This is a genomic window from Streptomyces sp. NPDC026246, from assembly GCF_055567995.1.
This window is the reverse complement of sequence record NZ_JBVHPJ010000001.1, coordinates 116,030-128,914: the sequence shown is the minus strand read 5'-3', so window position 1 is coordinate 128,914 and position 12,885 is coordinate 116,030. Positions and strand designations below refer to the sequence as shown.

14 protein-coding genes are annotated in these 12,885 nt (G+C 73.9%); 9 read left to right on the top strand and 5 right to left on the bottom strand.

Translation table 11 applies throughout. The annotated features are described in order from the left end of the window. Window positions 1–65 precede the first annotated feature (65 nt). A complete protein-coding gene (locus tag ACZ4M5_RS00565) occupies window positions 66–725 on the bottom strand; it encodes a ThuA domain-containing protein (protein ID WP_467731561.1) in 660 nt (219 codons plus the stop codon). A gap of 97 nt (window positions 726–822) precedes the next feature. On the opposite strand from ACZ4M5_RS00565, the gene ACZ4M5_RS00560 reads away from it, so the two are divergent. Continuing rightward, on the top strand, window positions 823–1,236 hold the full coding sequence (locus ACZ4M5_RS00560; RefSeq protein ID WP_467731559.1) for a VOC family protein: 414 nt from the start codon (window positions 823–825) through the stop codon (window positions 1,234–1,236). Here ACZ4M5_RS00560 and ACZ4M5_RS00555 read toward each other — a convergent pair. From ACZ4M5_RS00555 to ACZ4M5_RS00540, 4 genes are all read right to left on the bottom strand, one after another. Continuing rightward, on the bottom strand, window positions 1,207–1,896 hold the full coding sequence (locus ACZ4M5_RS00555; protein WP_467731557.1) for a helix-turn-helix domain-containing protein: 690 nt from the start codon (window positions 1,894–1,896) through the stop codon (window positions 1,207–1,209). The two genes, ACZ4M5_RS00560 and ACZ4M5_RS00555, sit on opposite strands and share 30 nt — an antisense overlap. A 214-nt stretch (window positions 1,897–2,110) precedes the next feature. After that, window positions 2,111–2,314 (bottom strand): hypothetical protein, encoded by a 204-nt coding sequence (locus ACZ4M5_RS00550; protein WP_467731555.1) that lies wholly within the window; start codon window positions 2,312–2,314, stop codon window positions 2,111–2,113. Window positions 2,315–2,371: 57 nt separating this feature from the next. Continuing rightward, entirely contained in the window at window positions 2,372–3,310 is a 939-nt protein-coding gene (locus ACZ4M5_RS00545) for an AraC family transcriptional regulator (protein WP_467731553.1), read from the bottom strand. A 73-nt stretch (window positions 3,311–3,383) separates the two neighbouring features. Then, on the bottom strand, window positions 3,384–4,535 hold the full coding sequence (locus ACZ4M5_RS00540) for a YihY/virulence factor BrkB family protein (RefSeq protein ID WP_467731551.1): 1,152 nt from the start codon (window positions 4,533–4,535) through the stop codon (window positions 3,384–3,386). A gap of 110 nt (window positions 4,536–4,645) precedes the next feature. Here ACZ4M5_RS00540 and ACZ4M5_RS00535 point away from each other — a divergent pair, with 110 nt between their 5' ends. The 8 genes from ACZ4M5_RS00535 to ACZ4M5_RS00500 all read left to right on the top strand — a co-directional run bounded on the left by ACZ4M5_RS00535 (window position 4,646) and on the right by ACZ4M5_RS00500 (window position 12,860). Next, a complete protein-coding gene (locus tag ACZ4M5_RS00535; RefSeq protein WP_467731549.1) occupies window positions 4,646–6,280 on the top strand; it encodes an acyl-CoA dehydrogenase family protein in 1,635 nt (544 codons plus the stop codon). A 262-nt stretch (window positions 6,281–6,542) separates the two neighbouring features. Next, window positions 6,543–7,820, top strand: a complete 1,278-nt coding sequence (locus ACZ4M5_RS00530) for a GAF domain-containing protein (RefSeq protein WP_467731547.1) — start codon at window positions 6,543–6,545, stop codon at window positions 7,818–7,820. A 172-nt stretch (window positions 7,821–7,992) separates the two neighbouring features. After that, window positions 7,993–9,312 (top strand): hypothetical protein, encoded by a 1,320-nt coding sequence (locus tag ACZ4M5_RS00525; RefSeq protein WP_467731545.1) that lies wholly within the window; start codon window positions 7,993–7,995, stop codon window positions 9,310–9,312. A 53-nt stretch (window positions 9,313–9,365) separates the two neighbouring features. Continuing rightward, entirely contained in the window at window positions 9,366–9,938 is a 573-nt protein-coding gene (locus ACZ4M5_RS00520; protein WP_467731543.1) for a GNAT family N-acetyltransferase, read from the top strand. Between the two features lie 126 nt (window positions 9,939–10,064). Further along, complete coding sequence (locus ACZ4M5_RS00515; RefSeq protein ID WP_311241247.1) at window positions 10,065–10,148, top strand: putative leader peptide; 84 nt, start codon at window positions 10,065–10,067, stop codon at window positions 10,146–10,148. A gap of 128 nt (window positions 10,149–10,276) precedes the next feature. Next, on the top strand, window positions 10,277–11,977 hold the full coding sequence (locus ACZ4M5_RS00510; protein WP_467731541.1) for a nitrite/sulfite reductase: 1,701 nt from the start codon (window positions 10,277–10,279) through the stop codon (window positions 11,975–11,977). Continuing rightward, window positions 11,974–12,153, top strand: coding sequence for a hypothetical protein (locus ACZ4M5_RS00505; protein WP_467731539.1), 180 nt, complete (start codon window positions 11,974–11,976; stop codon window positions 12,151–12,153). Before ACZ4M5_RS00510 ends, ACZ4M5_RS00505 begins: the two co-directional genes overlap by 4 nt. Beyond that, window positions 12,150–12,860 carry a phosphoadenylyl-sulfate reductase gene (locus tag ACZ4M5_RS00500; RefSeq protein ID WP_467731537.1) on the top strand — a complete coding sequence of 237 codons (711 nt, stop codon included), beginning with the start codon at window positions 12,150–12,152 and terminating at the stop codon, window positions 12,858–12,860. Before ACZ4M5_RS00505 ends, ACZ4M5_RS00500 begins: the two co-directional genes overlap by 4 nt. Window positions 12,861–12,885: the final 25 nt, after the last annotated feature.

Genomic DNA, 12,885 nt, shown 5'->3' with positions numbered 1-12,885 from the left:
CCGTTTGACGGATCTGTCCCAACCGGCCGAACAGCGCGCCTGCCGACGCCACAGCACGCCGGGGGTCAGCCCGTCGCGGGCCCCAGCCGGGCCGCCCAGGTGAGGCCGCCCAGGAGGTGGGCGCGGAAGGCCGGATCGTCGTAGGTCCCGGCGGCGTGGCCGAGGGCCGTGTAGAAGACGCGGCCCCGGCCGTGGTCGTGGCACCAGGCCAGGGGGTGGTCGGCGCCCATGCCGCCGCCCTCGTAGGAGGACTCGTCGGCGGACAGCAGGACGTGGACGCGGCCGCGTGGGTTGGTGCGGAAGTCGTACCACTCGTCGGTGACGTCCCAGACGGCGGGCAGGTGCCGGGTCGCCGGGTGGTCGCGGTCCTCGACCAGGGCCCGGCCGGGCTGGTACGGCGGGTGGCGGGCGAACCTCGCGCCCAGCAACTCGCCGTACAGGGGCCAGCCGTACTCCTCGCAGGCCGCGGCGTGCACGCCGACGAAGGCGCCGCCCGACACGACGTACGCGGCCAGCGCCCGCCGGCCGGCGGGGGTGAGGATGTCGCCGCTGGTGGAGAGGAAGACGACGGCCGCGTAGGCGTCCAGGGGCTGTTCGAGGGCGGCCGGGTCCTCCGTGGCGTGGACGTCGAAACCGCCCAGGGTGCGCAGGGCGGCGACGCCGGCCGGGATGGAGTCGTGCCGGTAGTCGGTCGTGCGGGTGTGGACGAGCAGTCGGGGGGCCATGGCATCCGAACCTAGAAGACGCGGGACCGGCCGGGGCACGCGGGGCGGTGTCCGTTTCCTTCAAGACCGCCGTCGCGGGCCTGCCTACGGTGGGCCCATGACTGCACGATTCGACGCCATCGGCATGGTGGTCTCCGACATGGCCGCCTCCGTCGCCTTCTACCGCCGGCTCGGGTTCGCCTTCCCGCAGGACGCGGACACCCAGCCGCACACCGAGGCCGAACTGCCGGGCGGGCTGCGCCTGATGCTCGACACCGAGGAGACGGTCCGCTCGTTCCTGCCCGGGTGGCGACCGCCCGCGGGAGGCGGCCGCACGTCGCTGGCCCTGCGCTGTGACGCGCCGGGCGAGGTGGACACACTGTTCGAGGAGCTGACCGGCGCCGGGTACCACGGCGAGCTGAAGCCCTGGGACGCGTTCTGGGGCCAGCGGTACGCCGTCGTGCTCGACCCGGACGGCAACGGCGTGGACCTGTTCGCGCCGCTACCCGCCCCCGGCGAGCAGCTCGCCTAGCGGCAGCCCCGTGAACTCCCGTACGTCCCGCGCGAGATGGGCCTGGTCGGCATAACCGGCCCGCGTGGCCGTGTCCGCGAAGGGCACTCCTCCCCGGGCCAGCACCAGGGCGCGGCGCAACCGCAGAATGCGGGCCAGGGTCTTGGGTCCGTAGCCGAAGGCCGCGAGCGAGCGGCGGTGCAACCGCCGGGCGCCGATGCCGAGTTCGTCGGCGGTGGCGGCGACGGGCCGGCCCGCGGCCAGGGCGGCGACGACCTGCCGCAGCAGCGGGTCCGGGGGGCCGGCGTGGGCCGCGCGGGCCAGCGCCGCCTCCTCCAGTCCGCTCGCCGGGTCCGCCGCGGCGTTGACCAGGTCCGTGAGGTGCCGTACCCGCGGGGCCGGCCACAGCTCGGCGAGGGCCACCCGGCGGTCGCGCACCTCGTGCGCGGGCACCCCCAGGAGCGTGGGGGCGGCGCCCGGGTGGAAGCGGACACCCGCCCAGCCGCCGGGCTCGCCGGCGGTGATGTGCGCGCGGGTGTCCGGACCGGCGACCAGCAGCCGCCCGTCGTGCCAGAGCAGGTCCATGCACCCGTCGGGCAGAACGCGCGTCGCACCGCCGCCGGCCGGGGTGTTCGTCCACACCACCGCACCGACGAGCCGCGAGGGGCGCTCGGCGTACACGGGAAGAGCCTACGCGCCGCCGCCCCCGCGGGCAGGGGGCCTCCCGGCCGCGGCCCAGGGCCGGTCGTCGGGGCCTCCCGGCCGCCGGTCCAGGGCCGGCCGTCGGGGCCTCCCGGCCGCCAATCCAGGGCCGGTCGTGTGGATCACGGCGGAGCGGATCGGCAGCGCCTGCCGAAGCCGCCCCGCGTCTGCGGCGTGATCCACACGACAGGTCCTAGTCGCCGCCGCCGTCGTCGCCGGAGCCGCGGCTGCCGCCGCCCCGGCTGCCCTTCCCGGCGCTGTGCAGCAGTTCGCCCGCGCCGCGCGTCAGGGCCGCCACGACTCGGACCCAGCGGGGGCCTCCGCGCTCGGCCCACACCACGCACACGCACCCGCCGACGACGAGCGCCAGCACTCCCAGGAGTACCGCCACGGCCATGTCCCCCACCCCGCTTCTCAGATGATCACCTGATCATTCCAGAGCAGGGGCGTCGGCTCACCCGGCGCGGCGGTCCCGGTACTCCGCCGGGCTCACCCCGTACGTGCGCTTGAACGCCGTCGACAGGGCGAACGCGCTGCCGTAGCCGACCCTGCGGGCCACCGCGTCGAGGGTGTCGTCGCTCTCGCGGAGCCGGTCGGCGGCCAGGGCGAGGCGCCAGCCGGTGAGGTAGGTCATCGGCGGCTCGCCCACCAGGCCGGTGAAGCGGCGGGCGAGGGCGGCGCGGGACACCCCGGCCTTGGCGGCGAGAGCGGCGACCGTCCACGGGTGGGCCGGATCGTCCTGCAGCAGCCGCAGCACACCGCCGACGACCGGATCGGCCAGCGCCCGGTACCAGGCGGGGGCCTCCGCCTCGGGCCGGGCGAACCAGGCGCGCAGCGCGGCGATCACCAGCAGGTCCAGCAACCTGTCCAGGACGACTTCCTGGCCCGGCTCGTCCCGCACGATCTCCCGGCTCAGGTAGGGCGTGAGGGGGCAGTCCCACGTCTCGGGGGTGAGCGTCAGCAGCGGCGGCAGGGCGTCGAGCAGCCGGCCGCCGATCTCACCGCGCCGGGGGTAGGTGCCGATCAGCAGCACCGTGGCACCGTCGAGGCGCTCGCCCCAGGTGCGCACGCCGAGGTCCATGGACCCGTTCAGGGGCCGCCCGTCGGGGCTGTGGCACTCCTGTCCGGGCAGGATCAGCGCCTGCGGTGCCGTGCCGGGGGCGTCGGCGCAGGTGTACGGGCCGGGGCCGCGGGCGATGGCGAGGTCCCCGGCGCGCAGCCGGGCCGGATCGCCGTGGTCGGGCAGGACGACGGCCTCGCCGCGGACGACCAGCATCACGGTGAGAGGGGCCTCGTCCGCCACCCGCACCGCCCACGGCGGGTCGAAACAGGCCCTGATCATGAACGCGCCCCTGGCGCGGGGGCCCTCCAGCAGCCCGGTCAGTGCGTCCATGGGCTCAGCGTAGACGCGGGCGTACGGGAAGCCGGCCGGGGCGGGCCACGCCGATGTGTGCCGTCCGGCACCGTCACGTGTCCCCCGGTTCGCGCTCCTCCGCGTGGTTCTGGCCGTTCTTCGCGTGGGTGCTCCGGGCGTGCGTGCGCAGGCGGGACGAGACGTCCTCGGGGGGCAGGAAGCGGGACCAGCGCTCGGGGAACTCGGAGGGCATGTCCGGGTCGGACTCGCCGTGGACGGTGGCGCGGGCCACGTACTCGGCGACCTGCGCCTGCCGCAGGCGCTCGTTGGCCTCGCGTGCCGCGGCCGTCGCGGCGGCCGGCCAGACGCGGTCGATGGCGGCGTTCACCGCGGCCCCGACGAGCACGGCGAACGCGGACACACCGATCCACAGCAGCACGGCGACGGGCGCCGCGAGGGAACCGTAGATCGTGGGGCCCTCGACCGTGCTGGTCAGGTAGATGCGCAGCAGGAAGCTGCCGAGGACCCACATGCCGAGGGCGACGAGCGCGCCGGGCACGTCCTCGATCCACGGGGAGCGCACCGGGACGGACACGTGGTACAGCGTGGTCAGGAACGCGATGGACAGCAGGATGACCACCGGCCAGTACAGGACCTGTACGACCGTCGTCGACCACGGCACGACCCGCACGACCGCGTCCGGCCCGGCCACCATCAGCGGCAGCGCCACGGAGCCGATCAGCAGGGCCACGATGAACAGCAGGAAGGCCATGAGCCGCGTCTTGACGATGCCCCGGACGCCGTCGAGGCCGTACATGACGGTGATCGTGTCGATGAAGACGTTCACCGCGCGGGAACCGGACCACAGGGCGAACAGGAAGCCGATGGAGATGACGTCGGGCCGGCCGCCCTTGGTCACGTCGTGCAGGATCGGCTCCGCGATCTCCCGCACGCCGCGGTCGGACAGGACCGTGCGGGCGGCGTTCAGGAGGTTGTCCTGCAGGCTCTGGATGGTGTCGGCGCCGGTCCAGGCGTCGACGTAGCCGAGCAGCCCGATCATGCTCAGCAGCAGCGGCGGCACCGACAGCAGGGTGAAGAACGCGGCCTCGGCCGCCAGGCCCAGGATGCGGTACTCGATGCAGGAGTTGACGGTGTCCTTCAGCAGCAGCCAGGCGGTCCTGCGCTTGGAGACGTTCCGGTACAGGGCACGCGCCCTGTGGAGACGCCCGGGGGGCGTGTCGGGGGTTTCACTTGCTGGCTGCACCCCCTAACGGTATCCGTCACGCCCGGCCCCACTCACCCACAGGCCGGGTCCGCGCGGACCGGGTCCGCTCCGCCGGTGAGCGGCACCCGGGCACGGGGTACGTTCGCAGCATGGCAGGCAGCACGCACACCGTGACGAACCAGGTCCCGCCCCTGGTCGGGTACAACGTCTTCTCCGCCGACCGGGCCCTGGCCGCCGCGGTCGAACGGCACGTGGCACCGGGCCTGCGCGAGGAGGTGCTCGGTGAGCTGTCGGCCCTCGGGCGCACCTCCGGCTCGGCCCAGGTGCAGGAGTGGGGGGTCCAGGCCAACGACAACCCGCCGCGGCTGCGCACGCACGACCGGTACGGCAACCGGATCGACGAGGTCGAGTTCCACCCCTCCTGGCACCGGCTGCTCGGCAAGGGCGTCTCGGCCGGTCTGACGGCCGCCTGGGACCGGCCGGCCGGTCACGTGCGGCGGGCCGCCGCCTTCATGGTGTGGACGCAGGTGGAGGCCGGAAACGGCTGCCCGCTGTCGATGACCCACGCGGCCGTGCCCGCCCTGCGCGCGGACCCGGAGCTGGCCGCCGAGTGGGAGCCCCGGCTGACGTCCATGGTCTACGACCGTGAGCTGCGGCCCGCGCGCCTGAAGGCGGGGGCGCTGTTCGGGATGGGCATGACGGAGAAGCAGGGCGGCAGCGACGTACGGGCGAACACCACCTCGGCGCGGCCCCTCGCGGAGGAGGGGACGTACGAGCTGACCGGGCACAAGTGGTTCTGCTCGGCGCCGATGTCCGACGGTTTCCTGGTGCTGGCGCAGGCGCCGGGAGGGCTCACCTGCTTCCTGGTGCCGCGGGTGCTGCCGGACGGCACGCGCAACGTGTTCCTGATCCAGCGGCTGAAGGACAAGCTCGGCAACCGGTCGAACGCCTCGGCGGAGGTGGAGTTCGACGGCACCTGGGCGCGCCGGGTGGGTGAGGAGGGGCGCGGGGTGCGCACCATCATCGGGATGGTCGCGGCGACCCGGCTCGACTGCGTGCTGGGGTCGGCCGGGCTGATGCGCCAGGCCGTGGCCCAGGCCGTGCACCACTGCTCCCACCGGGAGGCGTTCGGCTCGAAGCTCGCCGACAAGCCGCTGATGCGCAACGTCCTGGCCGACCTGGCGCTGGAGTCGGAGGCGGCGACGACGCTGGCCCTGCGGCTGGCGGCGGCCTACGACGACGGCGGTGAGCAGGAGCGGGCGCTGCTGCGGATCGCGGTGCCGGCCGCCAAGTACTGGGTGACCAAGCGGTGTCCGGCGGTGGCGGTGGAGGCGGCGGAGTGCCTGGGCGGCAACGGGTACGTCGAGGAGTCCGGGATGCCCCGGCTGGTGCGCGAGTCGCCGCTCAACTCGATCTGGGAGGGCGCGGGCAACGTCCAGGCCCTCGACGTGTTGCGGGCGTTGCAGCGGGAGCCCGCGGCGCTGGACGCCTACCTGCGGGAGGTCGGGCAGACGCGCGGCGCCGACCACCGACTGGACGCGGCCGTCAAGGACCTGCTGACCGAACTGGCCGACCTGGGCGGCGTGGAGGGGCGGGCGCGGCGGCTGGTGGAGCGGCTCGCGCTGGTGCTCCAGGGGTCGCTGCTGGTCCGGTTCGCGCCACCGCAGGTGGCCGACGCCTTCTGCGCGGCCCGCCTGGGCGGCGACGGGGGCGCGGCCTTCGGGACGCTGCCGCACACGCTGGATCTGGCCTCCGTGGTGGAGCGCGCCCGGCCGGAGTCCTGACCGGCCGTTCAGGACCGGGGAACGGGAAAAGCGGGGGTGGTGCTGCGCCGACACGGCACCACCCCCGCCGCACAGGCCCGTTCGAGCCGTGAACGCCGCTCGGGACGGCGCAGATCAAGTTTCGGACACGGCCGGGGCCGTCCACCAGGGTTGCAAGGGGTTGCAACTTGCTGCTGACTGTGTGCGGAGTGTGCACGCTCCCCTTCCGCAGACGGCACTATGAGACACACAGTCAAGCCACGATCCCGGGGGGCGCACGCGTATGGACGTCACGCATCTGGCCGCCGTGGACACCTCGCGTGCGGCCCGGGTCCTGCAGCAGGTCCGTTCGGCCCGGCTCTCGGGCCGGCCCGCTCCGGTCGCACCGCGCCCCGTCATCGAGCAGTCCTGGGACCGGATGGTGCGCGGGGGCGTCGATCCGGACCACGACGTCCGGGCCGACCCGCTGTCGCGCGAGGAGGTGCAGCGGCGGCGCGAGACCTCCGTGCTGCGTCACGTCCTGCCGGTGCTGCGGGAGGGGCTGCTGGCGGCCGCGGACGTCGCGCACCACATCATGGTCGTGGCCGACGACGAGGGCCGGGTGCTGTGGCGCGAGGGCAGCGCGCCGGTGCTGCGCAAGGCCGACGGGCTGGGCTTCGCGCTCGGCGCGGACTGGCGCGAGGACGTCGTCGGCACGAACGGCGTGGGCACTCCGGCCGTGGTGCGCCGGCCCGTCCAGGTCTTCGCCTCCGAGCACTTCGTGCGGTCCCAGGCCGAGTGGACGTGCGCCGGCGCCCCGCTGACCGATCCGCGGGACGGCCGGCTGATCGGCGTGGTCGACGTCAGCGGTCCCCTGGAGACCATGCACCCGGCCACGCTCGCCTGGGTGGACTCGGTGGCCAAACTCGCCGAGGCCCGGCTGCGGGAGATGCACACGGAGTCGCTGGAGCGGCTGCGGGCGGTGGCGGCTCCGGTGCTGGCCCGGCTCCCCGGGCGGGCCCTGGCGGTCGACCGGGACGGCTGGACGGCCGCGGTGGGCGGGATGCCGTACACCCGGCGGGTGGCGCTGCCGAAGGCCATGTCCCCGGGCCACAGGTGGGTCCCGGCGCTGGGACTGTGCGCGGTGGAGCCGCTGGCCGGCGGCTGGCTGCTGCGGCCCGCCGCCGACGGGCCGGGGCCGCGCGGGACGGCGAGGATCGTGCTGGACCTCAGCCGGGCGCGCCACTGGTCGGTGGAGGTGTCCGGCGGGGCGGGTTCCTGGGCGCGCGAACTGAGCCCGCGGCACGCGGAGTTGCTGTTCCTGCTGGCCGTCCACCGTTCCGGCCGCAGCGCCTCGGGTCTGGCCGGGGACGTGTTCGGCGATCCGGGCCGCACGGTGACGGTCCGGGCCGAGATGTCGCGGGTGCGGCGCTACCTGGGGGCGTTCCTGCAGCACCGGCCGTACCGGTTCGCCGAGGACGCGCAGGTGGAGGTGCTGCTGCCGGACGACCCGCGCGATCTGCTGCCGCACTCGACCGCACCGGCCGTCAGCCGGCACCGCAGGTCCGCGGCGGCGCCCTGAGCTTCACCCGCGGTACGCGCCGCCCGCCCCCAGGGGTGCATCTTGCGCATGTTTGCAGGGTCTTCGCCCCTCGGGCCCGCCCCTGCCGTAGCATCCGTGTACGGGCCACCCCACCTGCTCCTGCTCAACGTACGGATCACAGGGCGCAGTTGGTCCGTCTCGGGAGGACGGTATGAAGCATCGCGGCAGACACCGGCGGCGCAGACGGGGCAGGGCGCTGCGCGCGACCCTGGCCGGGACCGCTCTCGCGCTCACCGCCGCCGCCACGTTGATCAGCGCCTCGCAGGCCACCGTCACGGAGACCCCCGGGGCGCTGCGGACCGTCTCGGCGACCTCCGGAGCCGGGCGGCTGCCGCTGACCGAGCACCGGGTGCCCGAGCGGTGGCTTGACCGGCTCGCGGCCGGCATGGGCCGGCCCGTCGGGGTGGGTGCGGTACTGAGCGACGCCGACCTGCCCCTGCGGCGGGCGGCGCGCTGCCCGGCCGGGGACCGGCGCGACCTGCCCGTCGCCCCGGCGGCGACCCGGGCGTACTGCTTCGGCGGTGCCGACACGCGCGGCTGGCGGCCGGGCGCGGTGACCACCTCGGGCGACGCGGACGACGACGGCCGCTGGGGCGCGCACCGCGTCGTCCTCTCCGGCTGGACCCGCGGCGGCGCGGGCGGCTCCCTGGACGGGCCGTCCCCCGAGCAGGGTCTGGCCAAGGTCGCCTTCGTCGACGCGGACGACCCGGCGCGGCCCCGCTACGCCTGGGCGCTGCTGGCCGTCCCGGTCGACGGCGGCCGGGACTACCGCGGTCTGGTCTCCCCCCTGTCGGGGATGACGTGGTACCAGGACAAGTTGCTGGTGACGACCCGCGAGGGCGACCGGCGGGCGCTGTACGTGTACGACCTGCACCGCATCCAGCGCGCGAGTGTCGCCTCCGGCGCGGTCGGCCGGGTGCGCGGCGGCTGGTCGGCGCACGGCTCCCGGTTCGTGCTGCCCGCCGTCGCCTCCTACAGCCTGCCCGCGGGCGGCCCGCGTCCGGCCGCCGTCTCCCTCGACCGCAGCACCTCCCCCGACAGCCTGGTCGCCGGCGAGTGGGTGCCCGCGGACGGCGAGCGGCGCACCCGGCTGTGGCGTTACGCCCTGAGCCGGGACCCGGCCCGCACCGGACTGCTGTCCACCGGCGTCTCGGGGCGGGCGGAGCCGGTGGCGGCGTACGAGTCCGAGGCGGCCGACGTGCGGGGCGTGCTGGCGCACGGCCCGGCCTGGTACCTGGACCGCGCGGCAGGCGAGCCGGGCGCCCACGGGACGCTGTGGCGCCAGGACACCGGGGGCGCGGGTGCGGCCGAGTGCGGGCCGGACGAGTCGCGCCACTGCTGGAGCGGCGGCTCGGGCTCGCTGTCGTACTGGCAGGAGACCGGTGAGGTGTGGTCCCAGTCCGGCCGGATGCTGTTCGCGTTGCCGCTGGCGTCGCTCGACCGTGCCGTGGAGCGCTCCTCGGACCGGTAGGCGGACGGGGCCGGCGTCGACAGACCGGCGGGCCGGATGATTTTCTGGCCCGCATGACCACCATCGCCGTGACCACCTGGTCCCTGGAGCAGACCGCCCCGACCGACCTGCTGCCGGCCGTGGCGCCGGAAGGGGACGTCCGGGTCGTCCGCTCCGGGGTGCCCTCGCCCGAGTTCAGCCGGTTCCTGTACGCCTCGGTCGGCGGCGACATCCGCTGGACGGACCGGCTGAGCTGGTCGTACGCGCGCTGGCTGGAGCATCTGCGGCGGCCCGGGGTGGAGACGTGGGTGGCCTACGACCAGGGCACACCGGCCGGGTACGTGGAGCTGGAGGCGCAGGACGACGCCGTCGTGGAGATCGTCTACTTCGGACTGCTCCCGGCGTTCCGCGGCCGGCGCATCGGCGGGCACCTGCTGTCCTACGGCACGGCACGGGCCTGGGATCTCGCGGACCGCTGGGCGGGACTGGCGCCGACGAAGCGCGTGTGGCTGCACACCTGCAGCAAGGACGGCGAGCACGCGATGGACAACTATCTGCGGCGTGGCTTCACGCTGTTCGACACCAAGGTCGAGGAGGAGGCGGACGTCGCCACTCCGGGACCGTGGCCTGGAGCGTTCCCCGCCTGACCTGGCCGGACACGGCCACCGACCCGGATGTGACCCAGGACACCCCTGTCTTGCTCTGCGAGACAAGGGTGTCCGCATCTCGGACAATGCTGGACTGTGTCCAGATCGCCGTGACACGCTTCCGTCATGTCTGGAACTGGAATCGCCTTGGTGAGTCGACGGCACGTCGACCTCGGCCGCATGTCCAGCGCCATCTGTCCGGCGCACTGAGAGCACTCAGCACGCGCCGCACATCCCCTTTTTCCTGACTCTCGCCCGCGCAAGGACGCGCAGGTGCACCCATGCGCGCACGCGCAGGTCAGAGCAGCATTTCCCGCCTGTCCGAAGGACGTATCCCCATGGCCGCCACCCCGCAGAAGCCTGCCGCCGCGACTCCCCGCCGCAAGGTGAGCCGTCACCGCGGTGAAGGCCAGTGGGCCGCGGGGCACTTCACCCCGCTGAACGGCAACGAGCAGTTCAAGAAGGACGACGACGGTCTCAATGTGCGGACACGCATTGAGACGATCTACTCGAAGCGGGGCTTCGCCTCGATCGACCCGAACGACCTGCGCGGCCGGATGCGCTGGTGGGGTCTGTACACCCAGCGCAAGCCCGGGATCGACGGCGGCAAGACGGCGATCCTGGAGCCGGAGGAGCTGGACGACGAGTACTTCATGCTGCGCGTGCGGATCGACGGCGGGGCGCTGACCACGCGGCAGCTGAGGGTCATCGGCGAGATCTCGCAGGAGTTCGCGCGCGGCACCGCGGACATCACCGACCGGCAGAACGTGCAGTACCACTGGATCCGGATCGAGGACGTGCCCGAGATCTGGAACCGGCTGGAGGGCGTGGGCCTGTCCACCGTCACCGCCTGCGGCGACACCCCGCGCGTGATGATCGGCTCCCCGGTGGCGGGCATCGCCGCCGACGAGATCATCGACGCCACCCCGGCCCTGGAGGAGATGAAGCGCCGGGTGCTGAACAACCCGGCGTACTCGAACCTGCCGCGGAAGTTCAAGACGGCCATCTCGGGCTCGCCCCTGCTGGACGTGGTGCACGAGATCAACGACGTGGCGTTCGTCGGCGTGGAGCACCCCGAGCACGGCCCCGGCTTCGACGTGTGGGTCGGCGGTGGTCTGTCCACCAACCCCAAGCTCGGCGTGCGGCTGGGCGCCTGGGTGCCCATCGAGGACGTCCCGGACGTCTACGAAGGCGTCATCTCCATCTTCCGCGACTACGGCTACCGCCGGCTGCGCAACCGCGCCCGGCTGAAGTTCCTGGTCGCCGACTGGGGTGCGGAGAAGTTCCGCCAGGTGCTGGAGGACGAGTACCTGGGCGGGCGGAAGCTGACCGACGGTCCGGCCCCCGCGCAGCCGTCGCAGCAGTGGCGCGACCACATCGGGGTGCACCGCCAGCAGGACGGGCGGTTCTACGTCGGCTTCGCGCCCCGCGTGGGACGCGTCGACGGCGCGACGCTGACCAAGGTCGCCGACCTCGCCGAGGCCCACGGTTCGGGCCGGGTGCGCACCACCGTCGAGCAGAAGATGATCGTCCTGGACGTCGAGGAGGACCAGGTCGACTCGCTCGTGGAAGCCCTGGAGGCGCTCGACCTGACCGCGCGGCCGTCCACGTTCCGGCGCGGCACCATGGCCTGCACCGGCATCGAGTTCTGCAAGCTCGCCATCGTCGAGACCAAGCAGCGCGGCTCGCAGCTCATCGACGAGCTGGAGCGCCGCCTGCCGGAGTTCGACGAGCCGCTCACCATCAACCTCAACGGCTGCCCCAACGCCTGCGCCCGCATCCAGGTCGCCGACATCGGCCTCAAGGGGCAGCTCGTCCTGAACGAGCGGGGCGAGCAGGTCGAGGGCTACCAGGTGCACCTGGGCGGGGCACTCGGCCTGGAGGCCGGGTTCGGCCGCAAGGTGCGCGGCCTGAAGGTCACCTCCGACGAACTGCCCGACTACATCGAGCGCGTGCTGAAGCGGTTCCAGGCCGAGCGCGCGGACGGCGAGCGGTTCGCCGCCTGGGCGTCCCGGGCCGACGAGGAGGCCCTGTCGTGAGCGAGCGGATGGCGCCGTTCTACTGCCCCTACTGCGGGGACGAGGACCTGCGGCCGAGCGAGGAGGGGCACGGCGCGTGGGAGTGTGCGGCGTGCAGCCGGGCCTTCCGGCTGAAGTTCCTCGGGCTGCTGTCCCAGGGACTCAAGACATCCGACTCCGGAGGGGAACGCATATGACGACCACTCAGGAAGAGCGCAGCACCGAGGAGTTGAAGGCGCTCGCCGAGCAGGCGGGTCGCGACCTGGAGGACGCCTCCGCGCTGGAGATCCTCACCTGGGCGGCCGAGACGTTCGGCAAGCGCTTCTGCGTGACGTCCTCGATGGAGGACGCCGTGGTCGCCCACCTCGCCTCCCGCGCGATGCCCGGCGTCGACGTCGTCTTCCTCGACACCGGCTACCACTTCGAGGAGACCATCGGCACCCGCGACGCGGTCGACGCCGTGATGGACGTCAACGTCATCACGCTGACCCCGCGGCAGACGGTCGCCGAGCAGGACGCCGAGCACGGGCCGAAGCTGCACGACCGGAACCCCGACCTGTGCTGCGCGCTGCGCAAGGTCCGGCCGCTGGAGGAGGGCCTCCGGGGCTACCGGGCGTGGGCCACCGGTCTGCGCCGCGACGAGTCCCCGACCCGGGCGAACACCCCCGTGGTCGGCTGGGACGACAAGCGGCGGAAGGTCAAGATCTCCCCGATCGCCCGCTGGACCCAGGACGACGTGGACGCCTACGTCGCCGAGCACGGCGTCCTGACGAACCCGCTGCTCATGGACGGCTACGCCTCCGTCGGCTGCGCCCCCTGCACCCGCCGGGTCCTGGAGGGCGAGGACGCGCGCGCCGGCCGCTGGGCGGGCCGCGCCAAGACCGAGTGCGGGCTGCACGGATGACGGCGCCTCAGACGATCCAGACAAT

Coding starts and splice junctions, on each gene's coding strand:
- ACZ4M5_RS00565 (WP_467731561.1), bottom strand. CDS start 725: ATGGCCCCCCGACTGCTCGTCCACACCCGCACGACCGACTACCGGCAC.
- ACZ4M5_RS00560 (WP_467731559.1), top strand. CDS start 823: ATGACTGCACGATTCGACGCCATCGGCATGGTGGTCTCCGACATGGCC.
- ACZ4M5_RS00550 (WP_467731555.1), bottom strand. CDS start 2,314: ATGGCCGTGGCGGTACTCCTGGGAGTGCTGGCGCTCGTCGTCGGCGGG.
- ACZ4M5_RS00545 (WP_467731553.1), bottom strand. CDS start 3,310: ATGGACGCACTGACCGGGCTGCTGGAGGGCCCCCGCGCCAGGGGCGCG.
- ACZ4M5_RS00535 (WP_467731549.1), top strand. CDS start 4,646: ATGGCAGGCAGCACGCACACCGTGACGAACCAGGTCCCGCCCCTGGTC.
- ACZ4M5_RS00530 (WP_467731547.1), top strand. CDS start 6,543: ATGGACGTCACGCATCTGGCCGCCGTGGACACCTCGCGTGCGGCCCGG.
- ACZ4M5_RS00525 (WP_467731545.1), top strand. CDS start 7,993: ATGAAGCATCGCGGCAGACACCGGCGGCGCAGACGGGGCAGGGCGCTG.
- ACZ4M5_RS00520 (WP_467731543.1), top strand. CDS start 9,366: ATGACCACCATCGCCGTGACCACCTGGTCCCTGGAGCAGACCGCCCCG.
- ACZ4M5_RS00515 (WP_311241247.1), top strand. CDS start 10,065: ATGTCTGGAACTGGAATCGCCTTGGTGAGTCGACGGCACGTCGACCTC.
- ACZ4M5_RS00510 (WP_467731541.1), top strand. CDS start 10,277: ATGGCCGCCACCCCGCAGAAGCCTGCCGCCGCGACTCCCCGCCGCAAG.
- ACZ4M5_RS00500 (WP_467731537.1), top strand. CDS start 12,150: ATGACGACCACTCAGGAAGAGCGCAGCACCGAGGAGTTGAAGGCGCTC.